Annotated in this window: 21 protein-coding genes and 1 tRNA gene; 15 read left to right on the top strand and 7 right to left on the bottom strand. The window is 63.8% G+C overall.

The features are described 5' to 3' along the window. Positions 1 to 51 precede the first annotated feature (51 nt). From OM513_RS13550 to OM513_RS13575, 6 genes are read left to right on the top strand one after another with little or no spacing between them, the layout of a single operon-like run. The gene (locus OM513_RS13550; RefSeq protein WP_264944973.1) at positions 52 to 366 is read left to right on the top strand and encodes a winged helix-turn-helix domain-containing protein; all 315 of its coding nucleotides are present in this window, start codon (positions 52 to 54) and stop codon (positions 364 to 366) included. 55 nt (positions 367 to 421) lie between these two features. Next, on the top strand, positions 422 to 1,921 hold the full coding sequence (locus OM513_RS13555) for a type I restriction-modification system subunit M (protein WP_264944974.1): 1,500 nt from the start codon (positions 422 to 424) through the stop codon (positions 1,919 to 1,921). Beyond that, on the top strand, positions 1,911 to 3,098 hold the full coding sequence (locus OM513_RS13560) for a restriction endonuclease subunit S (RefSeq protein WP_264944975.1): 1,188 nt from the start codon (positions 1,911 to 1,913) through the stop codon (positions 3,096 to 3,098). The genes OM513_RS13555 and OM513_RS13560 overlap by 11 nt, the downstream gene beginning before the upstream one ends. After that, the gene (locus tag OM513_RS13565) at positions 3,095 to 6,139 is read left to right on the top strand and encodes a type I restriction endonuclease subunit R (protein WP_264944976.1); all 3,045 of its coding nucleotides are present in this window, start codon (positions 3,095 to 3,097) and stop codon (positions 6,137 to 6,139) included. The genes OM513_RS13560 and OM513_RS13565 overlap by 4 nt, the downstream gene beginning before the upstream one ends. After that, a complete protein-coding gene (locus OM513_RS13570; protein WP_264944977.1) occupies positions 6,136 to 6,879 on the top strand; it encodes a M48 family metallopeptidase in 744 nt (247 codons plus the stop codon). The genes OM513_RS13565 and OM513_RS13570 overlap by 4 nt, the downstream gene beginning before the upstream one ends. Positions 6,880 to 6,921: 42 nt before the next feature. Then, a complete protein-coding gene (locus OM513_RS13575; RefSeq protein WP_264944978.1) occupies positions 6,922 to 8,553 on the top strand; it encodes a DUF6119 family protein in 1,632 nt (543 codons plus the stop codon). A gap of 156 nt (positions 8,554 to 8,709) precedes the next feature. On the opposite strand, the gene OM513_RS13580 is transcribed toward OM513_RS13575, so the two are convergent. Further along, positions 8,710 to 9,948: a Fic family protein gene (locus OM513_RS13580; RefSeq protein ID WP_264944979.1), complete on the bottom strand. Its 1,239-nt coding sequence runs from the start codon at positions 9,946 to 9,948 to the stop codon at positions 8,710 to 8,712. A gap of 231 nt (positions 9,949 to 10,179) precedes the next feature. Here OM513_RS13580 and OM513_RS13585 point away from each other — a divergent pair, with 231 nt between their 5' ends. The 3 genes from OM513_RS13585 (at position 10,180) to OM513_RS13595 (ending at position 11,920) form a co-directional block, all read left to right on the top strand. Continuing rightward, positions 10,180 to 10,770: a recombinase family protein gene (locus OM513_RS13585; protein ID WP_264944980.1), complete on the top strand. Its 591-nt coding sequence runs from the start codon at positions 10,180 to 10,182 to the stop codon at positions 10,768 to 10,770. Beyond that, positions 10,767 to 10,964 carry a hypothetical protein gene (locus OM513_RS13590; RefSeq protein ID WP_264944981.1) on the top strand — a complete coding sequence of 66 codons (198 nt, stop codon included), beginning with the start codon at positions 10,767 to 10,769 and terminating at the stop codon, positions 10,962 to 10,964. The genes OM513_RS13585 and OM513_RS13590 overlap by 4 nt, the downstream gene beginning before the upstream one ends. A 482-nt stretch (positions 10,965 to 11,446) precedes the next feature. Continuing rightward, entirely contained in the window at positions 11,447 to 11,920 is a 474-nt protein-coding gene (locus OM513_RS13595) for a hypothetical protein (protein WP_264944982.1), read from the top strand. A gap of 187 nt (positions 11,921 to 12,107) precedes the next feature. Here the strand turns inward: OM513_RS13595 and OM513_RS13600 are convergent, their stop codons facing one another. Further along, complete coding sequence (locus tag OM513_RS13600; protein ID WP_264944983.1) at positions 12,108 to 12,311, bottom strand: helix-turn-helix domain-containing protein; 204 nt, start codon at positions 12,309 to 12,311, stop codon at positions 12,108 to 12,110. Between the two features lie 171 nt (positions 12,312 to 12,482). Here OM513_RS13600 and OM513_RS13605 point away from each other — a divergent pair, with 171 nt between their 5' ends. From OM513_RS13605 to OM513_RS13615, 3 genes are all read left to right on the top strand, one after another. Beyond that, positions 12,483 to 13,418 (top strand): hypothetical protein, encoded by a 936-nt coding sequence (locus tag OM513_RS13605; protein ID WP_264944984.1) that lies wholly within the window; start codon positions 12,483 to 12,485, stop codon positions 13,416 to 13,418. Between the two features lie 474 nt (positions 13,419 to 13,892). After that, positions 13,893 to 15,038, top strand: a complete 1,146-nt coding sequence (locus OM513_RS13610; protein WP_264944985.1) for a tyrosine-type recombinase/integrase — start codon at positions 13,893 to 13,895, stop codon at positions 15,036 to 15,038. A 69-nt stretch (positions 15,039 to 15,107) separates the two neighbouring features. Further along, positions 15,108 to 15,181: transfer RNA gene (locus OM513_RS13615), tRNA-Gly, on the top strand. 20 nt (positions 15,182 to 15,201) lie between these two features. Here OM513_RS13615 and OM513_RS13620 read toward each other — a convergent pair. Then, on the bottom strand, positions 15,202 to 16,482 hold the full coding sequence (locus tag OM513_RS13620) for a Xaa-Pro dipeptidase (protein WP_264944986.1): 1,281 nt from the start codon (positions 16,480 to 16,482) through the stop codon (positions 15,202 to 15,204). Positions 16,483 to 16,551: 69 nt separating this feature from the next. Here OM513_RS13620 and OM513_RS13625 point away from each other — a divergent pair, with 69 nt between their 5' ends. Beyond that, a complete protein-coding gene (locus OM513_RS13625) occupies positions 16,552 to 17,964 on the top strand; it encodes a M20/M25/M40 family metallo-hydrolase (protein WP_264944987.1) in 1,413 nt (470 codons plus the stop codon). Here OM513_RS13625 and OM513_RS13630 read toward each other — a convergent pair whose 3' ends face one another. The 3 genes from OM513_RS13630 to OM513_RS13640 all read right to left on the bottom strand — a co-directional run bounded on the left by OM513_RS13630 (position 17,965) and on the right by OM513_RS13640 (position 19,252). Then, on the bottom strand, positions 17,965 to 18,354 hold the full coding sequence (locus OM513_RS13630; protein WP_264944988.1) for a type II toxin-antitoxin system VapC family toxin: 390 nt from the start codon (positions 18,352 to 18,354) through the stop codon (positions 17,965 to 17,967). Continuing rightward, on the bottom strand, positions 18,347 to 18,595 hold the full coding sequence (locus tag OM513_RS13635; RefSeq protein ID WP_264944989.1) for an AbrB/MazE/SpoVT family DNA-binding domain-containing protein: 249 nt from the start codon (positions 18,593 to 18,595) through the stop codon (positions 18,347 to 18,349). The genes OM513_RS13630 and OM513_RS13635 overlap by 8 nt, the downstream gene beginning before the upstream one ends. 63 nt (positions 18,596 to 18,658) lie before the next feature. Then, on the bottom strand, positions 18,659 to 19,252 hold the full coding sequence (locus tag OM513_RS13640; protein WP_264944990.1) for a TetR/AcrR family transcriptional regulator: 594 nt from the start codon (positions 19,250 to 19,252) through the stop codon (positions 18,659 to 18,661). Positions 19,253 to 19,358: 106 nt separating this feature from the next. Here OM513_RS13640 and OM513_RS13645 point away from each other — a divergent pair, with 106 nt between their 5' ends. Then, positions 19,359 to 20,558 carry an aromatic ring-hydroxylating oxygenase subunit alpha gene (locus tag OM513_RS13645; protein ID WP_264944991.1) on the top strand — a complete coding sequence of 400 codons (1,200 nt, stop codon included), beginning with the start codon at positions 19,359 to 19,361 and terminating at the stop codon, positions 20,556 to 20,558. A gap of 148 nt (positions 20,559 to 20,706) precedes the next feature. Continuing rightward, positions 20,707 to 22,314: a phytoene desaturase family protein gene (locus OM513_RS13650; RefSeq protein ID WP_264944993.1), complete on the top strand. Its 1,608-nt coding sequence runs from the start codon at positions 20,707 to 20,709 to the stop codon at positions 22,312 to 22,314. 321 nt (positions 22,315 to 22,635) lie between these two features. Here OM513_RS13650 and OM513_RS13655 read toward each other — a convergent pair whose 3' ends face one another. Next, complete coding sequence (locus OM513_RS13655; RefSeq protein ID WP_264944995.1) at positions 22,636 to 23,931, bottom strand: amino acid permease; 1,296 nt, start codon at positions 23,929 to 23,931, stop codon at positions 22,636 to 22,638. Positions 23,932 to 23,965 lie beyond the last annotated feature (34 nt).

The following is a 23,965-nucleotide window of genomic DNA, read 5'->3' on the forward strand; positions in this document are numbered from 1 at the left end:
AGGTTGGAGGTGCGGAGCGAACGTCCCCACGGGCAAGAGGAGGTCGAGGACGTGATCCTGAACGTCCTGTCACACGGCCACGTCATGACGACGCAAGAGATCACCCGGAGCGTGAAAGCCAAGCTGCCTTTGACTTCGACGGACTTGGCGCGAGCGAACAAGCGCAGCAATGAAGCCAAGATTGACCAAATCATAGCCAACGCCCTTCAGGATCGACGGCGGCTCTGCCGGAACGGCCTGATCGAGCGTGTCGCGCGAGGGGAGTTCAGGCTCACCCGCAAAGGACGGGAGTATCTCGCTGCACAGGCAGAGATGTTGAAGGATGCCACAGCGCTGCTAGATGATTTATTCCCGGACTTGGAGTGAGGCTGGATTGCGGCGGGGTCCGGGGATAAGCCCTCCTCATTCACGAGGGGACCCTGTGGCGAAGCTCACACAATCTGAACTGGAACGGCATCTCTGGGGCGCGGCGGACATTCTGCGCGGCACCGTCGATGCGGCGGACTACAAGCAATATATCTTCGGGCTGCTATTCTATAAGCGCCTGTGCGACGTGTGGGACGAGGAGTTCGAGGCACTGCTCGCCGAGACCGGCGACCGCGAGGAAGCCGCCGACCCGGACGAGCACCGCTTTCACATCCCGCGTGAGCATCGTTGGGATGAGGTGCGCAAGCACGCCACCCAGATCGGCCAACGGCTCAACAACGCGCTCGCCGCCATCGAAGACGCCAATCTCCGGCTGCGCGGCGTGTTCGGCGATGTGGACTTCGCCAATCAGGACCGTTTCTCCGACGCGCTGCTGGAGAAGCTGCTCGCGCACTTCGAGAAGCACCGGCTGCGCAACAGTGACGTGCCCGCCGACATGCTCGGCGACGCCTATCTCTACCTCATCAAGATGTTCGCCGAGGGCGCGGGCAAGAAGGGCGGCGAGTTCTATACACCGCGCCAGATCGTGCGGCTGATGGTCGAGATCGTCGAGCCGCGCCCCGGCATGTCGATCTACGATCCCACCTGCGGCTCGGCGGGCATGTTGCTGGAGGCGGTCCAGTATCTGAAGGATCGCGGCGAGGACGCGCGGAGCCTGTCGCTTTACGGGCAGGAGAAGAACTTCGCGACATGGGGCATCGCGGAGATCAACCTGTTCCTCCACAATGTCGATGACGCGTTCATCGCTAAGGGCGACACGATCCTCTCGCCGAAACGATATGATCCCAAGGCGCGAGAGTTCGTCGAGGGTGTCGGAGCCTATGACCGGGTGCTCGCCAATCCGCCCTTTTCCGAAAAGGTATGGGGCTATGAGGTGTGGTCGAACGGCGATCCGTTCGGGCGCGATGTCTATGGCTGCCCGCCCAAGGGCTATGGCGACCTCGCCTTCGTGCAGCATATGCTGGCGAGCCTCAAGGATGACGGGATGCTCGCCGTGGTGGTGCCGCACGGCGTGCTGTTCCGGGGCGGGGCCGAGGCGCGCATCCGGGAGGCCATGCTGACCGCCGACGTGATCGAGGCGGTCGTGGGCCTCGCGTCCAATCTGTTCTACGGAGCGAGCATTCCTGCGGCGATCCTGATGTGCCGGAAGAAGAAGCCGCAGGAGCGACGCGGCAAGGTGCTGATCGTCAACGGCGATGCGACCTATCAGCCGGGCAAGGCGCAGAACACGCTGACCGATGGGCATGTGAAGGTGCTTGCCGATGCGGTGCATGGCTTCGCCGACGTCGAGAAACTGGCGCGCGTCGTGCCGGTCGCGGAGATCGCCGCCAACGGCCACAATCTCAATATCAGCCGTTACGTGCAGACCAACGGCGATGCCGAGGCCGTGGATGTCGCGGCGGAAGTCGCCAAGCTGCAACACCTGATCGCCAAGCGCGACGAGGCCGAAGCGGTGATGTTCGGGCACCTCAAGAGGCTCGGCTATGTCGGGTGAGGCGCTGGCAATCTGTAACCCGCCCCTACAAGTTGAGCTTGTCTCGGGGCCTCCGCCAGAATGGAGGCAGGTCACGCTGAGAGACGTCATCGCCCTCGAATATGGACGCTCGTTGCCCGACAAATCGCGTCAGCCCGGCTCTGTGCCGGTTTACGGTTCGAATGGCGTTGTCGGTTGGCATGACGAGGCACTGGTGCCCTCGGGAGGCATTATTATTGGTCGGAAAGGAACAGCAGGCTCGGTAACGGTGTCGCCCGATCCTTTCTGGCCAATCGACACCACCTATTTCGTGAAAGCACGTCAGAACCTCGATTGGGACTGGCTCGCAGCGACCCTGCATCACGCTCGCCTGAACGAGTTGAACGAAGCGACAGGGGTTCCGGGCCTCAATCGCGACAAAGCGTATCTCCAACCCATTCTTCTTCCCCCGCTCGACGAACAGCGGCGGATCGCAGAAGTGCTGCGGTCGGTGGATGAGGCGATTGCGGCCAATGAGACCCTGCTCGATGGCGTTAGGTCCGTGAAGCAAGGGACAATGGAAGAAGTTCTCTCGGGCGGCTTCACCGAGGTCAGGCTTGAAACACTGCTGGCCGAAACGCGCTACCCGATGCGCAGCGGACCATTTGGCAGCGCGCTGCTCAAGTCGGAACTGCATCCCGAGGGCGTCCCCTTCTTGGGGATCGACAATGTGCATGTGGAACGGTTTGTGCCAGTCTATCGGCGTTTCGTGTCCGAGGAGAAATATAGGGAGCTTTCGCGCTACACTGTCTATCCCGGCGATGTGATGGTCACGATCATGGGGACGGTCGGGCGATGCTGCGTTGTGCCGCCCAATGTTGGCACAGCAATATCCTCGAAGCACGTCTGGACGCTCACCATCGACCAATCCCGCTATTCCCCCGCGTGGCTGGCGTGGCAGATAAATCATTCGCGGCCTGTGCTGGAGCAGCTTCGGGGATCGGCGCAGGGCGGCATCATGAGCGCCATCAGTTCCGGCACTCTACGTGATCTCATGGTGCCGCTGCCATCCCCAACGGAAGTGCGAGAGATCGAAGACTTGCTGCTTTCGTTCAATGCCCAAATCGCTGTGCTCGAAGCCGAACGAGATCAAGCCAACACTCTGAAAGCGGCGCTCATGTCCGACCTACTCTCCGGTCGCGTGCGGGTGCCCGCATGAGCGAATACCGCCTCGCCGAGAAGCCTGCGCTCGATGTGCTGGAGGGGTTGGGATACGAGCCGCTTCACCCCGACACAGCCTTGGCGATGCGGATCGAGGAGAACCGCGCTATCCTCAAGCCGGTGCTGATCGAGGCGGTGCGTGCGATCAACGGTATCGGCGAGGCGGACGCCGAGGCGGTCTATAACGACCTTGCCACGCTGGCCGAAAACGAGGATTGGCAGCGCAAGCTGCGCGGCGGCTATTCGCGCCGGTTGCAGGGCGAGAACCGGGATCGCCCCGTCGCGCTGATCGACTTCAAGCACCCCGCGAATAACCGCTTCCATGTCGTGCGCCAGTTCCGCGTCGCCGCCCAGCGTTCGCGCATCCCCGACATCGTGCTGTTCGTGAACGGCATCCCCTTGGTGGTGATCGAGGCCAAGTCGCCCTTGAAGGCCACCGCCAAGGCCGAGGAAGCGTTCGAGCAGATCAAGCAATATGAGCGCGACGTGCCCCGCTTGTTCGCGTCCAACGCCTTCAACATCGTCACCGATGGCATCGCCACGCTCTACGGCGCGACGGGCGCGCCTTCGCAGTTCTACGCGCCTTGGCCCGACGCATGGCCGCGCAGGCGCGCCGACTTCGCCGACGATCTCGCCAAGGACCTGTGGTGCCTGTGTGAGCCCGTCCGGCTGCTCGATCTGCTCGCGCATTTCATCGTGTTCGAGACCGATCCCGAGACGGGCAGGAAGATCAAGAAGGTCTGCCGCTATCAGCAGTTCCGCGCGGTCAACAAGGCGGTGCAACGGGTTGCAGAGGGCGTGCACCGCAAGGGGCTGATCTGGCACACGCAGGGTTCGGGCAAGAGCCTGACGATGGTGTTCCTAGCGCTCAAGCTCAAGACGCACCTGACCCTCGACGCGGCGACGCTCGCCAATCCCAACATTCTGGTGCTGACCGACCGGATCGACCTCGACAATCAGATCAGCACCACCTTCGTCGCGTGCGGGCTGCCCAATCCCAAGCAGGCCGCGTCGGTCGGCGAACTCCGCGACGCCGTCGCGCGCGGCGGCAACGGGCAAATCCTGCTCTCCACGATCTTCAAGTTCGCCGGGTCGAAAGACCCGATCCCCAACTCGGCCAACTGGATCGTGCTGGTCGATGAGGCGCACCGCACGCAGGAGAAGGACCTCGGGGCTTATCTGCAAGCCACGCTGCCCGATGCCTTTTTCTTCGGTTTCACCGGCACGCCGATCAAGAGCATCGACAAAGATACCTATGCCCGCTTCAGCATCGAGGGCGAGGGCTATCTCGACAAATACGGCATCGACGATGCGGTGCGCGACGGTGCGACCGTCCCGATCCTCTACGAAGGCCGCAAGACCGACTGGGCGATCAACGAGGCCGAGATCGACATATTGTTCGACCGCTGGTTCGTCGATCTGCCCGACGACAAGCGCGACGCATTGAAGCGCAAGGGGCTGACCGTCGCCACCATCGCCAAGCACCCGGAGCGCATCCGCCTGATCGCGCGCGACATCTGGGAGCACTTCAAGGCGGTGTGCCAGCCGGACGGCTTCAAGGCGCAAATCGTCGTCGTGGATCGTGAGGCCGTGATCCTCTACCGCGCCGCGCTCGCCCCCGTGATCGCCGCCGATCTGGAGCGCGGCGGGCTGGATGCCGACACTGCCCGCGCGGACGCCGACGCGATGATCGCGTGCGTCTATTCCAAGAGCCAAGAGGACAATAAACCTTCCGAGGACCCGGACGTTGCCGCGCTGCGCGCCGAACTGGAGAAGCACTATCTCGATGCCGAGGCCGAGAAGAAGTCGAAGGCGGCATTCAAGCTGTTCGGCCATCAGCCGAGCTTCCTGATCGTATGCGACAAGCTGCTGACCGGGTTCGACGCGCCGATCGAGCATGTCATGTATCTCGACAAGCCGCTCAAGGAGCACGGCCTGTTGCAGGCCATCGCCCGGACCAACCGCACCTGCTCGATCAAGCTGCCGGACGGCGGTGAGATCGCCAAGCCGCACGGGCGCATTGTCGATTATATCGGTGTCACCAGCCACCTCGACGAGGCGCTGCAATCCTATCGCTCCGAGGATGTCGAGAACGCGCTGCGCGACATCGCCATCCTGCGCAACGACCTCAAGGAAGCACACGCCCGCTATCGTGTCCATAAGCGGGCGATGGGGTTGGAAGGGCTGGACGAGAAGGCGGCGGCCTATGCGCTCCGCGAGATCGTGGGCAATGGCCGCGAGGACGAGTGGTTCGACCTCCAGCGGCTCGCGCGCATCTTCATCAAAGTCTATGGCGACCTCTCCCCCGATCCCGCTATCTTGGACTTCACAGGCGAGGCGAAATGGGCCGCCGCATTCCTCCGGCTCGCCACACAGGTGATCGCCAAGGACGAAAGCCTCGATCACCGCAGCTACTCCGGCAAGATCAGGGACATGCTGGAGCAGCACGTCCATGTGACCGGGCTCTCCACCACGATCCGGTTGCGCAGCATCACCGATCCTGAGTTCGCCGACGACTTCGACACCGAGGAGAAATCCGAGCCCGAGTTGCAGGAAGCCTTCGTGCGCAAGTCCGCCGAGCTTCGCCGCGTCACCCGCGAACTGGTGGACCGGAACCCGGCCCAATATGGTCGCTTCTCCGAGCGCGTGCTGGAGATCATCCGCCGCTTCGAGGCAGGACAGATCGCCGCCGCCGAGGGCTTGCGCGAGTTCGAGGGGCTTACCGGCGACATCGAAACCGAGCAGGGCGCGCACGCCGAACTTGGCATGGACGAGAATGCGTTTTCGATCCTGCGCATCATGGAGGCCATCGTGCCCGACACCGATCACGCGGTGTTGCAGGACGCCGCCATTGCCATTGGCGCGGTGTACGCGCAGGCGAAGGCAAGCCAGCCCGCGTTCCCGCACATGCCCGAATATCTCCGCAGTCTTCGCCAGCAGGTTCGGCGTGTCCTCGCGGAGCACGACATCGGCGAGACCAAGGCCATCCGCGACGCCGTCGAGGAGTTCGCCGTCAGCGCCTACGGGGACGGGCAGTGACGCACGCGTTGCGTATCGGGCGGACGGCCATATCCTACGAGCTTCGTCGCTCGGCGACTGCATCAGAACGCCGGATCACCGTCACGCCCGGCCATGTCGAAGTGCTGGCGCTCACCACCGACGACGACGACGCCATCGCGGGCTTCTTGGACCGCAAGCGGCAATGGCTGCTCGACACCGTGCGCGAGATGGAGCGGATCGCCGCAACCCGCCACGCCGTGCCCCGGTTCATGACCGGCTCCAAGATACCCTATCGGGGCCGCAACATGCCGCTGACCGTCCGGCGCAGCGACGCCGAGCGGATCGAGATCGCCTATCGCAACGGCTTCATCGTCGATCTTCCAGTATGGGCAGGCCGCGAGACAGACCGGCTCGTCGCGAGCGAACTCAAGCTATGGCTGAAGCAGCGTGCCCGGCGCAATGTAAAGGAGATCGCCGCCATTTATGCCAGCCGCTTCGGCCTACAGCCCCGATCCATCCGTGTCGCTGACTTTGCTACCGGCTGGGGATCGTGCGGGCCGGAAGGCAATATTCTGATAAACTGGCACCTGATCTTCGCACCGAGAAAGGTACTGGAATATGTCGTCTTGCACGAACTGGCGCACCTGCGACACCGCTCCCATGGCCCCGAGTTCTGGAACCTGCTTTCGATAGCGTCGCCGGACTGGTCCGCATCGAAGCAATGGCTAGATAGACATCAGCACGAAATTGTAGCAGATTTTCTCGATTGGAAAGGTTGATCGCGCAATTGTGTGTTCTGCGATGCTTGGGGAGTAGGCACGGTGGCGAAGGCACCTACTGTAAGCCTGACGCTTCGACTTTTACGAAATGGCATCACCGCTGAAGGCGCTTTGAAGGACGATCATGGTCTGGAAGAGATAGACAGCACAGCGGGGCGCTTGTTCGTCGGACAAAGCCCGGCCATTCCTCCAAGCTGGGCAAAATTCCTCGCACACTATACGCCTGATGGGATCGTCAATCTGCGTACCCAGAGTTGTTCAGCAGCGATGCTGATCGACGTCGGGAAAGAGCAAAAAAAGCGTCTCTTTGCGTTGTGCTTTGGACAGGGCCACCACGCCCTTGATGAGGATGCGATACAGCGCGGCTTCGGGCTTCGAGTGGTGCTCAACAGCGTATCGCGCGGCAAGTTGCGCACGTTGGACAGCGCAAGCCTCGACACCACTGTCATGCAGCGCCGCGTTCAGGCCAGTCGCGACAGCGACTTGAGCGCCTTCGATCTCGACGCCAACCGCAACCTACTCCGGTTGGCATCGGGAACTCCCAAGAGCGGCGATTTTGCAAAGGCACTGGCGGGCAAAGACGCGCTACATTTTCGCGCGGCTGTGGACCCGGACAAGCTCGTTGAGCACTGTGAGAAGGCGCTCAAGCTGTATGAAGCGACCGACTACAAGACGGACTTTGCGTTTATCGACTATGTTCAGCCGGTCGGAGAGCGGGTGCTGACCGAGGAACTGGACACTATTGTTTTTCAGGACCTCAAAGCGATGGTCCAAGGCAATCCATCAGACTTGCATCTCGCTATTCCAGACATTCTCTCCCCTGACGCCGCCTTGGAAATCGGATACTTCGGAACCGGCCTCTCTCCCGGGCCAAAGACAGCGTATGGCGAGCTTGCTATCGAGGACTACGTCGTCGAACTTCAGAAGGGAGACTTCGGCCAGATCGCAGACATGGCTGCCCTCAAAGGCAGCCATGAGATCAGGGTCGTTGCAGACGGTGAGGGCGACCGGAGCCATAAGCGCAAGCTATATACCTGCTTCGTCCACGAAGTGACGCTGCGCAACAACATCTATGTCCTGTTTGACGGTCAGTGGTTTGGTGTCAGCAAGGACTACCACAAAGAGATCGAGGACGCATACACTGCGCTGTTGAAACCGGCGTTCCGCGTGAAGACAACTGCCGACAATGAGCGCGCCTTGATCACCGAGCTTGAAGGCGAAGCCAATCTTATCTCAATGGATCAAACTAAGGTTGCCCCAAAGGGGGCAGCCAACGCCGCTCTCGAACCCTGCGATTTCCTATCGCAAACCAAGCAACTCATCCACCTCAAGGATGGTCATTCTTCCGCGCCTTTGAGCCACCTCTGGAACCAAGGGGTGGTATCGGCGGAGGCGTTCGTATCCGATGAGGTATTCCGCAAAGGCTTCAGGGCGGCGGCCCAGAAGCGTGAGAAGAAGTTCAAAAAGCAGGGCTTCGCTGGATTACTCCCGGATGGTCGGACGAAGCCAGTCCCCGGCGACTACACGATTGTCTTCGGCGTGATGCGACACCCCTATGCTGCAAGCGGGCAGGTCGGCCTTCCGTTCTTCAGCAAAGTCGCCCTACGCGCCGCAGCAGAGCGGATCAGTCGCATGGGGTTCCCGGTGGAGCTTCATCTGATAGAGAAAAAATGATGTTGGACGCGATAGCGCTGTTTCATTGAGCCCTGCCCTAGTGAGACGCTGACCGCCGCGCCCAACCCGTCTCACTGAAGTAGTCGCAGGCCCAATGAGACGGCCTCTCGCAGGCTCCTACACTTCAATGAGACGGTGCAACCGTTGCACCAAGCACTATGCCTCCGGGTAGAGCGCGGGAAACAGAATATCCAAGCTCTTGGCCGGGAACCGCAGCGACACCGGCCCCTTCTCCGTATCGGAAGCGAGCAGCCCCCCGTCCGTGACTTCCTTCAGCACGCGCCGCGCGGTGCGTTCGGGTAGCCGCGTGATGCGCGGCGCGTCGCCACGATCGAACTCCCCGCGCATCAGGGCCTCTTGGAGCAGGTCTCCCGCCTCCGGCTTCCATTCCTGCAAATCGGCATAGCGACGTAGCCGCCGAGCCAGCGCACCGAGTTCAAATAGGCCACCCATGAACGTGATCTGGTCGAGACAGACCTTCAGGAACCATTCGGTGAAGTCCGTGAGCGCCGCCAGCGACAGATTGCCGCGCCCGTCGCGATCACCCTGTCGCGGACTATCGGCGTGCTGCATGTATCGCTTGTATTCGGCGCGGCTCTCCAGCCCCCTCGCCAAGCCGCGCGAGATCGACCACAGGCCATGCGCGCCGATCCCGGCCTTGTGCGCCATCGCATAGCTCATCAGCCTGCTGATCCTGCCATTCCCGTCCGGGAAAGGATGGATGTAGTTGAACCTGTGGTGCGCGCAGGCCATCGCGATCAGACGCTGCCCGGTGCCCATGCGCTCCATTCGGAAGCGCCGCTCGAAATGCTCCATGAACGCGGCGACGCGCTCGCTCGATGGCGGCAGGTGCAACCCCACCTCGACATCCTGTTCGGCTGACGAGCGCCATTCGCCGGGGACCATCATGATCTCACGCTTGCTCCCCTCCGCGCCGCGAACGACAAGCATTTCCTTGGGGGCATCCTTGTAGAACTCCCGGTGCAGCGATCGCAGCCAATCACCCGACGCAGGTTCCGACAAGACCCCTGACACCGACAGCGCATCTATCTCGGCTTGCAGCCGGATATGCGCCGTCGCTTCCAGTTGCAGGTTCCGGCGATCTTTGTCGTTGTCGAAGTCGCCCTTCAGTGCCCGCTCAATATCGCGCGGGCGCGTGTTGTGACCTTCGATCAGATTGCTGTAATAGGTGTTCATCATCCTGACGGCATCGGCGAGATTGGCCGCCGAGCGCGGATGCAACGCACGCCCGAGCCCCGCCGCCGCAGCCGTGAGGTCCGCGATGAGGTCCGTGATCCGGGTCGGGATCGCTTCCTCCAGCAGGGCGGGTTCAATCTGCTGCACGTCCTCGATGATTGGCATGATTTGGCCGATCTTTCGCCAGATGATAGCCAAGCTCTAGGCTCATAAAAGCTGGGATTTTTCAAGGTTTCTTTACATAGCTGGACACGACATGGCTCAGGATTGGCCGATCTCTTGGCCGACCCTCGGGCCGATGCCTAATCTCCGCACAACATGCGAAGATCAGGGCCGCCCCTCTCCGCATCGCTGGCTGCACGCGAGTGCTATTTTTCAGAAAAACGCAGCTTTTCCCGTGACTTACGCGCTATCTTGTGGGAGATTTCCTTGGAAAAATCTAAGGAAATCAATATGCTAGTGGGGTACTCCCGCACCTCCACGACCGAACAGGTCGCCGGATTGGAAGCGCAAGACAGGGACTTGCGTGCAACGGGTTGCACGAAGCTATTCTCGGAGCAGGTGTCGTCGGTCGCGCAGCGCGCCCAGCTTTCCGCGGCCCTCGACTTCGTGCGTGAGGGCGACACACTGGTTGTCACGCGGCTGGATCGCCTCGCGCGCTCGACGGCGGACCTGCTCGCGATCATCGACATGCTGGAGCAGAAGGGCGTGGCGCTGCGTATCCTCGACTTCGGCGGGCAGGCCGTTGATACCAAGTCGCCTTCGGGCAAGCTCATAGTCACCATGTTCGGCGCGGTCGCTCAATTCGAGCGCGAGCTTCTATTGCAGCGTCAGCGCGAGGGTATCGCGAAAGCCAAGGCAGACGGCAAATATCGGGGGCGGAGCCCGACCGCGCTCCGCCAGTCCGCGAAGGTGCTGGAGATGAAGGCGAGGGGCGCGAAGCCCACCGCCATCGCCGCCAGCCTGAATGTTAGCCGGGCATCGGTCTATCGCATCTTGGCGGAGGCACGGACGGCATGAGCAAGTCGGTCCCGCACCTGTTCGCGGATGTTACCGCGCTCTTGGAAGACCTGCACGGCGTCGCCGTCGAAGGGCAGCGCCGCGACAACCCGCCAGAGGTCCAGCTTGCGCTTGCCGCCAGCCTTCGCCCCGGCATCGTCCGGCTCGACAAGGCGCTGATCGCGATCGGAGCGGGGGTGGGCAAGAAGCTATGACGCCGCCACCGCGCCACTGGGAGCGACCTTATAACGGATTTAGCTGGGCACAGCGCTGTGCGGTCATTTCGATCCAGAACGCTGCGATCCGCAGCGGGCGGCTCGTGCGCCCGACCGGGTGCTGCATCTGTGGCGACGCCCGTAGCGAACGACCACGAGGCCGCGACTATCGCTTCCTTCATCTTGAGGATTACCGCCAACCGCTGGCAGTCTACGGCTGCTGCAAGCCCTGCCATGCCGCGCTGCACTCCCGCTTTGATGATCCCGAGCGATGGGAGAACGTACTTCGGGCACATGGCGGTCCGGGTCTTTGGTTCACGCTATTGTCGCTCGATCCGGCTTCGCAGTGGCGGCCATTCCATGAGACATACGTCGATGGACTACCGCCGCCTGCAATGCCACTGACGCTCGGCCTTTTGTAGGTCCGATCGGAAACTGATATTGGCCCTTCCTGTCTAAACCCCGTTATTCGGAGGAACTTGGTGAGCGGTCCGAGTGAACAGGGTGAGCGCCCATCCTTCAACGCTACGCAAGAAGACAATGCGCTACTCTGGGCACTGCAACAGTATCAGAAGGTAATCCGACATTGGATGAGAGAGCTAACCGCGATTGAGTTCACCGTACTGATGCAGATACTGGACAGGACCGTTGGCTGGCAGCGCATGAACCGCACCATCGGAATTCCAAACATACTATCCGGTGGCAGACACTATGCCGGGATCGGGCACGCCGTCAAAAAGGCGTCGTTGATGAAGGCGCTTCGCAGCTTGGAGGACAAGGGAATAATCGAACGGCGACGCAGTCCGGTGCATTCCCAGATGAAAGACTACTTGATCAACCTCGACTGGACACCACCGCATCGCCCAGCCCTGACTGATATTGAGGAGCAATGGGAGCCCGACGATGAAGGTTATGTCCCGTCGCTCTGGGAACAAAGCTTAAACCAGTCTACCTAATGGACTAACCGGTGTCAGATACGGACTGGTTAGTCCACCAAGTGGACCAGATCGGTCTGCCGTGTAGACCCTATAGAACGGTAGAATAGAAGGGATAAGAATACAGTATCATATAGAATACCGGCCAAATCGAGATTTGGCCGGGATGATTTTCATTTCGTTTTCCCCGGAGGAAAAAAGTCCGAGTTTAATCGAATAATTTTCCGGCTGACACACCCAGCGCCTTCGCGATCTTCTCAACCACGATGATCGTCGGTGCTCGGACCCCGCGCTCGATGCCGCTCATGTATGTTCGGTGGACACCAACCTTGTCGGCGAACTCGTCCTGCGAGAGCCCGGTCTCGGCGCGCAGAGCCCGCACATTCCTTCCGAAGCGTACCCGAATGTCCATCGGGTAGCATCGACCACAATGCAGATCATAGAACGACAGCCCATCGGCTACATGCGCGCTTGCCCCGCGCCCCACCTCTTGTAGACTAAGGGATACATAGCAGGCATTCTGGGGGATCGCATGGAGCCAGTGACAACGAACTCGCCTCGACGCGTGAGGTGGCCGGGAATATTGGCATGGGGCGCGCTGATCTACGCCGCAGTCTCGCTGTTTGTTTTTGGCGGCATCCTGTCGGCGATAGCATTCGCCCTTGCCGCCCTAATGGGCTGGTCACGGGTTTTTGACGAAAATGCCGCAGAGGGAAAACCCACGCTATCCGGCAAAGAGCGTGCGATCAGTGGTGTGATACTCGCGATCGTCGGCGCTGCGCTCTTTCCCAACGGCGGGAAAGACACAAAAACGGCAAGTTCACCTCCCGTCGTTAGTGTGAAGGGACCGCAGCAAATGGCCACGCTGGACCACGACACCCAGTGGAAGGCCATGAACGCCAAGGTCGATCAGTCGCTCACGAACCCGTTGGAGCGCAACGATGATCCGGTCAGCTACGACAAGGTCGGCAAGCGAGCCTTCGGCAGCGCCAATGAGTTGCGGCGATGGGCGGCTCTGGCGGCCTCACAGAGCGATGCCTGCGACAATGTGGCGTGGGTGTCGCTGTCCGAGAAGGCGACGCCAGCGGCGCTCCTGTGGAAGATTGTGTGCACGAACAAGGAGGTCTTCCTGATCCCGGAAGATCAGGCACGGAGCGTTCGAGCCCAGTTCGATCCGAACGCGACATTGGAGGACCGCAAGAAGTTCGCCGCCCTCGTCACCATCGCTCAACCTGTGAGCGCCATGTGGAAGCCCTTCGATGAAGGCTTGGCGGTCGTTACCTGCGAGAGTGCGTTGGAGCGGGCGGCGGTCGATCGGGGCTCATTCAGCGGCGAAGGCCTGTGGACGGTCGCGAAGGATGAGGAGGGCGGCATCGCCACCATCGTTCGCGACTACAGCGCTAAGAATGCCTTCGGAGGTACGCTCTCAGGAAAATATCAGTGCATCGTGCGCGCGAACGATGGGTCGATTGCCAGCCTCAAGACAAAGGACGCGCTAGGCGTTCATCGCGTTCTCTGACGACTGAACCGTTGGCACGCGCTGATGCGGATCGACCATTAAATGCCGAAATCGGCTGCGAGTGGATATACGTCGTCCCTATTTGAGGAGAAATAGCGCTACCAGAAGCCACCGTAGTTGACGTTGAAACCCGTCTCATGTGAAGAAATGTTCTTGTTATGTGCCTTGCAACTGGTTGCAAAATTCTGTTGTTGCACAGGCTTATTTCGGGCTTATTGTTCCTGATCATCTCTTTTCGGCGAAAGACATGATCAGACCGATACAACCCCCGCTTACTGTCGTTCCCGTGGCTCCGCCCGCTCAGCGAAAGCCCAAACGACGCTCCATCAGCAAAGTCGATGTCCGCCGCGCCGTCGAAGCACTGCGTCAGTGCGGATATGAACCGGGATGCGTGGAGGTTGCCCCGGACGGCACGATCCGCGTGACCAGTGCGCACGCGATGGCACCCTCCCCGCCGCAAGATGAGTTCGAGAAATGGCTAGGCCGCCTGTAGCGACCGGCGCGCACGTCGTTCCCAAGAAACTGGCGAGCGGGCTGGTCTGGTATGTCTATGCTTGGCGAGGGGGACCGCAGGTCGCCCGCATCGACGGGCCTGCAAAGCCCAAGAAGCTATCCCCGGACATCCTCAACAAGATCGCCGAAGCACAGGCTGAACGGCAAGCGAGCGCGACGAAGGAGGCGGCCACGCTTCGATCCCTGATCCGCCTGTGGCGGTCGGAGAACCCCAACAGGCCGTCCAGCCCGGAATGGCATAGGCTCGCCGCCACGACGAAGAAGACGTGGGGTGCCGCCCTCGACGCGATTGAAGCAAAGTGGGGTGATGTGCCCCTCACGGTGTTCAGCGATCCCCGGATGAAGGCCAAGGTCGTCGAGTGGCGGGATAGCCGATCCTCCACACCGCGCGGCGCGGACATCGGCGTGACCGTGCTGAAGGCGCTGCTCAAGTTCGGGACGCTTCGCGGCAAGGTGCTGATCAATGTCGCGGACGGCATCCCCTCCCTCTGCGGCAAGAACCACGCCGATAGGGCAGAGATCATCTGGACCGACGACGACCTCACCCGCTTTCAGGCAGCCGTCGTTGAGCTGGATATGCTGCCAGCATGGGATGCGCTCCGACTGGCCGTGGCTTCGGGTTTGAGGCGAGAAGATTTGGCGACGCTGACGTGGGATGAGATCGGCCCGAGCGCCATCGTGAAGAAGGCGAAGAAGCGCAGCCGTGGTGAGCGGCATTTCGTCAGGCTCCCTCGCGTCCCGGAACTCGAAGCAGTCCTTGCCGACCTCAAGACCCGTCGGCGCGCTTCCGACACGGCAACGGTGCTGGTCGATGAATGCGGGAAGCCGTGGCATCTCGACCGGCTCACCAAGGCAGTCGCCAAGGTTCGCGACCATGCGGGCATCGCCCATGTCGATCCCGAGACGGGGCAGCGCCGGACGAAGCACCTCCACGATGCGCGAGGAACCTTCGCGACGAAACTCATGCTCACCGGCAAACTGACCGATCAGCAGGTCGCAGAATATATGGGTTGGTCGGCGGCCAATGTTTCACGCATCCGCCATGTCTACGTTGACCAGACAGCGATCGTTGTGGCAATCGGCGAGCGGATCAACGCGGCGGTGTAAACCGAAAGTGTAAACCGGGGCGGTCCAACGGGTGGAGGACCGCGCAAAGCCGCAGTTTTCCGCCGTTTCGCGGGTGTAGCTCAATGGCAGAGCAGAAGCTTCCCAAGCTTACGACGAGGGTTCGATTCCCTTCACCCGCTCCAGCCGCCACGCGCCCCCAGCGTCACTTCACCAGCGTGCCGCCCTTCATCACGCGGTCCACCTTCTCCAGCACGCGGATGTCGGACAGGGGATCCCCCTTCACGGCGATCATGTCGGCATAGCGGCCCGGGGCGATCGCGCCGACGTCCTTTTCCCAGGTCAATAGCTCGGCGGCGACGCTGGTGGCGCTCTGGATCGCCTGCATCGGCTTCATCCCATAGCGGACCATATAGGCGAACTGGCGCGCATTATCGCCATGGGGATAGACGCCGGCATCGGTGCCGTACGCGATCTTCACCCCCGCCTTCACCGCCGCGGCGAAGCCCTGGCGCTGGGCGTCGGTGGTCTCCAGGTTCTTGCGCAGATATTCGGCCGGCCAGCCCAGCCGGCGCCCCTCGGTATCGATATAGTCGCCGTTGTAGATATCCATCACCAGCCACACGCCGCGCGCCTTGGCCAGCGCGATCCCCTCGGCATCGATCAGGCTGCCGTGCTCGATCGATCGCACGCCTTCGCGGATGGACACCTTGATCGCTTCCGCACCATGGGCATGGGCGGTGACATAGCCGCCGTTGGCCCGCGCCTCGGCCACTGCCGCACGAATCTGCTCGGCGCTCAGCTCCAGCCGCCCCGGCTCGCTGCCCACCGCGAGCACGGCGCCGCTCGCGATCAGCTTGATCGAGTTCACCCGCCGCTGGAACAGGAAGCGCACCGCGCGCGTCACATCCTCCGGCGTGGCGGAGACGCCGTAGCGCATGTCGGGCGGAACGCCGACGTCGGGTGCGAAGCCGGTTACGTCGCCACCGCCGCCGGGCACGGTGATATAGGCGCCGACCACGTTCATCCGCGGCCCCGGCACCCAGCCGGCGTCGATCGCGTCGCGCAGCGCGACATCGGTGAGCCCGCGATAGGCGCCCACGTCATGGACGGTGGTGAACCCCGCCATCAGCGTGGCGCGCGCATTCTCCGCCCCCTTCAGCGCAGCCTCCGCGGGCGAGTGCATCAGCACCGATCCGGGGTTCGAATCGGCGAAATCGGCCAGATGCGTGTGCATGTCGATCAGGCCGGGAAGCACGGTATATTCGGACCAGTCGGTCACCGGCCCATCCGCCGGCACCCCGGTCCAGGGGCCGACCGAGACGATCCGGTCGCCGTCGATGCGGATCACCTGATCGCTGAGCACGCGGCCCGCCAGCACATCCACCAGCTTGCCCGCACGGACATAGCGGATCTCGCCCGCGATCGCCGGCGCGGCGGCCAGCATCGTCAGCGCGGCGATCCATCCCAGAAAGCGTCGCAACATCTCGCGTCCCCCGGTTGACCTGATACACTCGGACGCTAGTTTTACGCTCGTTCAACAAGGAGACAAGCCATGGCTCGGCGGATGTATGCGGCGTTTCTCGCGATGGCGGTTGCCACGTCCCCCGGGGCGGCATGGGCGCAGGCCCAGTCCCCCGCGGCCACCCAGGCGGAGGCGCAGGCGCTGGACCTGCTGAAGCGCGGCATCGCCTTCCGCACCGTGGCCGGCGAGGGCAACCAGACTTTCGAATATGCGACCTATCTGAAGTCGGTGCTGGTCGCGGGAGGCTTCGCCGACGAGGACGTGACGGTGGAGCGGCTGGGCGACACCGCCTGGCTGGCGGCGCGCTATCGCGGCACGGGCAAGGCCAAGAACGGCGCCAAGCCGCTGCTGATCTCCGGCCACATGGACGTGGTGGAAGCCAAGCCGAGCGACTGGGAGCGCGATCCGTTCACCGCGGTGGTGGAAAACGGCTATATCTGGGGCCGCGGCGCCAGCGACATGAAGTATGACCTGTCGACGATGGTCGCGACGCTGCTCCAGCTCAAGCGCGAGGGGTTCAAGCCCGGCCGCGACATCCTGCTGCTGCTCTCCGGCGACGAGGAGACCAGCATGAAGACCACCGCCGCGCTGGCCGACAAGTTCCACGACGCGGAGCTGTTGCTCAACATCGATGGCGGCGGCGGCGAATATGACGAGGCCGGCAAGCCGATCGTGTTCGGCGTGCAGGGCGCCGAGAAGACCTATGCCGATTTCGAGCTGACCTTCACCAACCCCGGCGGCCATTCCAGCGCGCCGCGCCGCACGAACGCGATCTATTCGCTGTCGCGCGCGCTCTCGCGCATCGGCGCCTATGAATTTCCGGCGCAGATCGACGAGATCACCCGCGCGTCGCTGCTCGCCGCGGCGGAGAACGCGCCTGCCCCCCTCGCCGATGCGATGCGCCGCTTCGTCGCCAATCCCGACGACAAGGAAGCGCTGAAGACGCTGCGCGACGATCCCAGCTATGTGGGCCAGACAGGCACCACCTGCGTGGCGACGATGATCACCGCCGGCCACGCCCGCAACGCGCTGCCGCAAAAGGCCGTGGCCAACATCAACTGCCGCATCTTCCCGGGCGTGAAGGTGGCCGATGTGCAGAAGACGCTGGCCGAGGTGGTGGGCGATCCTTCGATGACGATCGTCGAGTTGGACAGCGGATCGCGGGCGAGCGACGCATCGCCGCTGCGCCCCGATCTGATGAAGGCGGTGACCAAGGCGGTGCGCGCGCGCTTCCCCAAGGTGCCGGTGGTGCCGGTGATGTCCGCGGGCGCGACCGATTCGATGTGGTTCCGCGCGGCGGGGGTGCCCAGCTATGGCATCAGCCCGATCTTCATGAAGTCGTCGGACGGCTTCGCCCACGGCCTGAACGAGCGCACGCCGCTGAGCGAGCTTGGGCCGTCGATCACCTATTACAAGTCGCTGCTGGCCGATCTGGCCAAGTAATCAGGCGCGCGCGACCTGCACGGCGACGGGCAGGTCGAGCGCCGCCCAGCTCCGGTCCATCGTGACCGCGACCGCGCCCTTCGCCATCGCCAGCGCGAGGCAGGCGCGGTCGCCAAAGGACAGGCCAAGCGATCGCGTGGCCGCCCGCAGCCGCCCCGCAGCCACCGCCTGCTCCGCATCGAACGGAACCACCGCGAGCGGAAATTCCTTCAGGCTTAATTCCATTTCGGAATCGGGAACGCCGCGCTCCTGCGCCTTGGCCACGGTTTCGGAGAGATTGACCGCGCTGATCAGCGAGAGGCGAAGCAGCGGGTAGATATTCTCCGCGCCCGGCTCCCCGAAAAGGACCGCCAGCACCGCCGATGCATCCAGGACATAGGCGTCACTCACGCTCGGCTTCCGCCCGCCGCTCGGCGATCAGCTCGTCGGAAAGCGACACGCCCTCGGGCACATAGCGGCGCAGCCGGTCCTGCACGCGGCGCAGCACCTCGCGGTATGGCCGGACATGGAGTTCGCCGTCCTTCACCTCCATGATCACCGTATCGCCGTCGTCGATCCCCAGCGCGCGCCGGAATTCCGCCGGAACCTGGAGCCTGCCTCCGGAAACGAGCTTGCCGCGTTGGGCGTTCATGACAGATTTTCCGATCTATACAGATTGCCATTATGGTACAGCTTTGGCGCAGCCGCAGCAAGCTCACCCCAGCAGGCGGGCGATCCAGTCGCGCGCGGTGGCGCTCGCTTCCTCGGGTGAGAAGACGCCGGGGGCCAGGCACAGCTCCAGCCACATGCCGTCCACCAGCGCGGTGACCGCCACCGCCTGCATCCGCGCGGCGCCCGCGGGCACGCCGCATTCGGTCAGCAGCGCCTCCAGCGGCCCCAGATAATCGGCATAGACCTGGCGGTGCATCGCCTCCATCGCCGGATTCGATCGCGCCAGGCTCCAGAAGGCGATCCAGGTCGCCAGCAGATCGGGATCGGCGATCGGCGCGCGGAAGCTGCCGGTGACATAGGCGGTCAGGCGCGCACGCGGCTCCGGCCCGGCATCGGCCACCGCCTCTTCCAGCGCGCGGCTGACGCGCTCGCCCGCCCAGGCATAGGTCTCCGCGATCAGCGCGTCGATGCCGTCGAAATAATGGCGCAGCAGCCCGGGCGAGACCCCCGCCTCCGCGCAGATGGTGCGCACCGAAGCGCCCGCCGCGCCGCGATCGGCCAGCACGCGCGCCGCCGCCTCGATCAGGCTCTGGCGGCGCGCATCGGGTTCGGCGCGGCGATAGGCGGGACGGGTCATCCCCCGGCTTGTAACAAACCGCCGGGCGGGGGAAAGCAGTATAACCCCGATTGCGCGGGCAGCCGCGCTCTGTTATACGATCGTATAACAACACCAGGGGCATTCGATGGCGCATCGTTTCGCGGACGCGGCCGGCACCGATCCGGACGACAACCTCAGCCTTCCCGGCTGGCTCTACACCGACCCGGAGTATTTCGAGGTCGAGATGGATCGCGTGATCCGCCCTTCGTGGCAGATCATGTGCCACGAGAGCGACCTGCCCAATCCCGGCGACTATCACACGCTCGATTATCTGGGCGAGAGCGTGATCGCGATCCGCGGCAACGACGGCGCGATCCGCGGCTTCACCAATGTGTGCCGCCATCGCGCGATGCGGCTGGTGGACGGCCCCACGGGCTGCGCGAAGAAACTGGTCTGCCCCTATCACGCCTGGGCCTATGAAACCGACGGGCGGCTGACCGGCGTACCGATGCGCGCCGATTACTCGACGCTCGACATGAAGGAGAACGGGCTGGCCGCGGTGGACGTGGCGCTGTGGCGCGGCTTCGTGTTCGTGCGGCTGGAGGATCGCGGCGGCCCCTCCGTTGCAGAAATGATGGCGCCCTATGAGGCCGAAGTCGCGCCCTATCGCTTCGAGGATATGCGCACGATCAGCCCGGTCCGCCTGCGTGATCGCCAGGTGAACTGGAAGAATGTGGGCGACAATTATTCGGACGGGCTGCACATCCCTGTCGCGCATGCCGGGCTCACCCGCCTGTTCGGCAGGAGCTATGGCATCGAGGCGCAGGACTGGGTGGACCGGATGTCCGGCTATCTGGACGACAATCCGCGCTCCAACTTCTGGGAAGCGGTGTACCAGAAGCATCTGCCGCGCGTGGAGCACCTGCCCGACAGCCACCAGCGGCTGTGGCTCTATTACAAGCTGTGGCCCAACCAGGCGTTCGACATCTACGCCGACCAGATCGATTTCATGCAGTGGCTGCCGATCAGCCCCACCACCTGCGTGCTGCGCGAGATGGCGTTCGCGCTGCCTGACGACGGGCTTGCGGAAGACGAGCGGCGGACGATGAAGCTGGTCCGCTACGCCAACTGGCGGATCAACCGCGTGGTGAACGCCGAGGACACCTGGCTGATCACCAATGTGCAGCAGGGCATGGCTTCGAAGAGCTATACCGTCGGCCCGATCGGCGACAGCGAGGTGTGCCTGCGCAGCTTCGCGCGGAAGATCCGCGGGCTGATCCCCGAAGCCCGGCTGCACCGCGCGCCCGCCCCCGGCTGGTCGCGCCGGCCGCGCGCGGCGATATGAACTTCCCCCTCTCCCGCTCGCGGGAGAGGGCCGGGGTGAGGGCTAGGTGCGATGGCCTGGCAGGCCCGGACCACGGCAGACACCTTCCCCGGCACACCCTCACCCAACCCTCTCCCCCAGGCGGGAGAGGGCCAGAAGGCGGAACAGAATGACCCAGAACTATGACGCAGTGATCATCGGCGGCGGGCACAACGGCCTGGTCTGCGCCTTCTACCTCGCCCGCGCGGGGATGAAGGTGCGCGTGCTGGAGCGGCGCGCGATCGTCGGCGGCGCGGCGGTGACCGAGGAGTTCCACCCCGGCTTCCGCAACTCGACCGCCAGCTACACCGTCAGCCTGCTGCGCCCCCAGGTGATCAAGGACATGCGCCTGCACGAGCGCGGCTGGAAGATCATCGAGCGGACGATCAGCAACTTCTTCCCGCACGAGGGCGGTTACCTCAAGCTCGGCGGCGGCACCGCGCGCACCCAGGCGGAGTTCGCGCGCTTCAACCGGAAGGACGCCGAAACCTTCCCCAAATATGAAGAGGCGCTGGAGCGCGTGGCCGAGGTGCTGCGCGACATGGCGCTGAAGACCCCGCCCAACGTCGGCGGCGGGCTGCGCTCGCTGGTCGCGGCGGCGGCGCAGGGGCGGCGGCTGGCGTCGATGGATATCGAGGCGCAGCGCGACGTGATGGACCTGTTCGTCAAATCCGCGCGCAGCTTCCTGGAGCATTGGTACGAGGATCCGTACATCCAGGCGGCGTTCGGTTTCGATGCGGTGGTGGGCAATTATGCCAGCCCGGACACGCCCGGATCGGCCTATGTCCTGCTCCACCACGTCTTCGGCGAGATCAACGGCAAGAAGGGCATGTGGGGCCATTCGGTCGGCGGCATGGGCGCGATCACGCAATATATGGCCGAGGCGTGCCGCGACATGGGCGTGGAGATCAGTCTGGAATCGCCCGTCGCCAGGGTGCTGGTGGACGGCGGCAAGGTGGCCGGCGTGAAGCTGGAAAGCGGCGAGGAGATCGCGGCCAAGGTGGTGGCCGCCAATGTCGGCCCCGCGCTGCTCTACCGCCAGCTCGTCGACCGCGCCGACCAGGGCGAGGCCTTCGCCCGGCGCATGGACGGGTACAAGGCGGGATCGGGCACCTTCCGTATGAACGTGGCGCTTTCGGAGCTGCCCGATTTCAGCGTGCTGCCCGGCAAGGAGAAGGCCGAGCATCACACCGCCGGCATCATCATCTCCCCCACGCTCGATTACATGGACAAGGCGTTCGTCGACGCGAAGGCCAAGGGCTGGTCCGACGAGCCGATCGTCGAGATGAAGCTGCCGACCAGCGTGGACGACACGCTGGCGCCGCCGGGAATGCACATCGCTTCGCTGTTCTGCCAGCAGTTCGCACCGGTGCTGCCGGACGGCCGGAGCTGGGACGACGAGCGCGAAAAGGCCGCGGACGTGATCATCGATACGGTGACGAAGCACGCGCCCAACTTCCGCAAGTCGATCCTGGGCGTGCAGATCCATTCGCCGCTGGACCTGGAGCGCAAGTTCGGGCTGATCGGCGGCGACATCATGCACGGCCATATGACGCTGGACCAGCTCTGGGCCTCGCGCCCGATCCTGGGCCACGGCGACTATCGCGGGCCGGTGAAGGGGCTCTACATGTGCGGATCGGGCACGCATCCCGGCGGCGGCGTGACCGGCGCCCCGGGCCACAACGCCGCGCACGAAATCCTGCGCGACAAGACGCTGATGGGCAAGCTGTTCGGCTAGGCTGTCGCACCGCAAATCCGAGTCGCGTTCTTCGCCTGAATACCGGGACTCTTCTGTAGCGACGAGACGGCGGCGCTTGGGCGGGAGCGTTGGGCCATCCCTATTTGAATCACGCGAAGGCACGAAGACGCGAAGGGGGATTTGCCGCGATAGCGGCGCTCCATTCCAGCGCCACCGTGCGCGGGCGGTTGGAGGGGCTCCTTCGGCGCGAACCCAATTCGCATGGAATCTTAGCGCCTTCGCGCCTTTGCGTGAAACATAAACGAAACCGGGGCAGATCAGGGCGAGCGGCTCAGGCTAAACACATCCTGCTGAAACCCGCTATGCCGGGTCCGCTGTCGATGTGCCGTGGCGGACCCAGAAATACACCGGCAAACCCAGCGCGATCAGGCCGATGCCCCACAGGCACGCCCGCGTCCCCAGCCCCCAGATCATCCACAGCACGAACACGACCGACACCAGCGAGAGCAATGTCAGCGTCCGGTCCCCCGGCAGCAGGCGGATCGCGGCGAGCGCGCTGGCGAAATAGGCCACCATGCCCGCCGCCAGGCTGATCGTCGCGACATCGGCGAAGAGCTGCGTCGCCGATCCGCCGGTATAGTTTAGCAGCAGCACGCACGTCGCCAGCGCCCCGGAAAGCAGGTGCGCGCGCGCGGGCGTGCCCTGCGCGGTCTCCCCGGCGAACCAGGCGGGGAAGACGCCGCCCTTGGCCATCGCCCAGGGCATCTCGCCCGTCACCAGCGTGAAGCCGTTGAGCGTGCCGATCGCGCTGATGGCGGCGAACAGCGCGATCACTTGCGCCGTGCCCGATCCCAGCTCGCGGCCCAGGAACTCGGCCAGCGGCGCGGGCGACGCGCCGGTGACCTGCCACGGCATCAGCAGCCCCACCGCCGCCGCGATCGCCAGATAGATCACCCCCGTCGCCATCGTGCCGAGCAGCGTGGTGCGCGGCACGACATGCCCGGCGTCCTCCACCTTGTCGGCGGGAACGGTGGCGCTCTCCAGCCCCAGGAAGCCCCAGAAGACCAGCGCCGCCGCCGCCGCGATCCCGCCCGCGCTGACCGGAACCGCGGCCATCGGCTGCACCGCCGCCGTGCCGTCGCGCAGCAATATCCACGCGCCGAGCAGCACAACCCCCGCCAGCGGGATCAGCTTCAACACCGAGGTGACGAGCTGCACCATGCCCGCCAGCCCCACGCCGCGGATGTTGACCAGGATCAGCGACCAACTGATCGCCAGCGCGGTGGCAGCGGCGGGCAGCGGCGCCTGAAGCGCGGGAAAGGCCAGGCTGAGCGCGCTTACCGCCGCCACCGCCACCGCGGCGTTGCCCGACCAGAGCATCACCCAATAGCTCCACGCCACCGCGAAACCCGCCACCGGCCCGAAGGCGGCGTTGACGAAGGCATAGGGCCCGCCGGCGAGCGGCAGCCGGGCGCTCAGCCGGGCGAAGACGAAGGCCAGGCACATCGCGCCCGCGATGGTGACGATCCAGCCCAGCAGCGCATTGGGACCCAGCGGCGCCAGGTTGGCGGGGAGAAGATAGACCCCCGATCCGATCAGGTTGCCGACGACGAGCGCAAGGCAGGTCCAGAAGCCGAGCTCGCGCTTGTCGCTCAAATTCCGGCTCCCCACCCCTCGTCCGCGCAGAGAC

It is taken from the genome of Sphingomonas canadensis (assembly GCF_026013525.1).
GTDB classification, from domain to species: Bacteria; Pseudomonadota; Alphaproteobacteria; order Sphingomonadales; family Sphingomonadaceae; genus Sphingomonas; species Sphingomonas canadensis.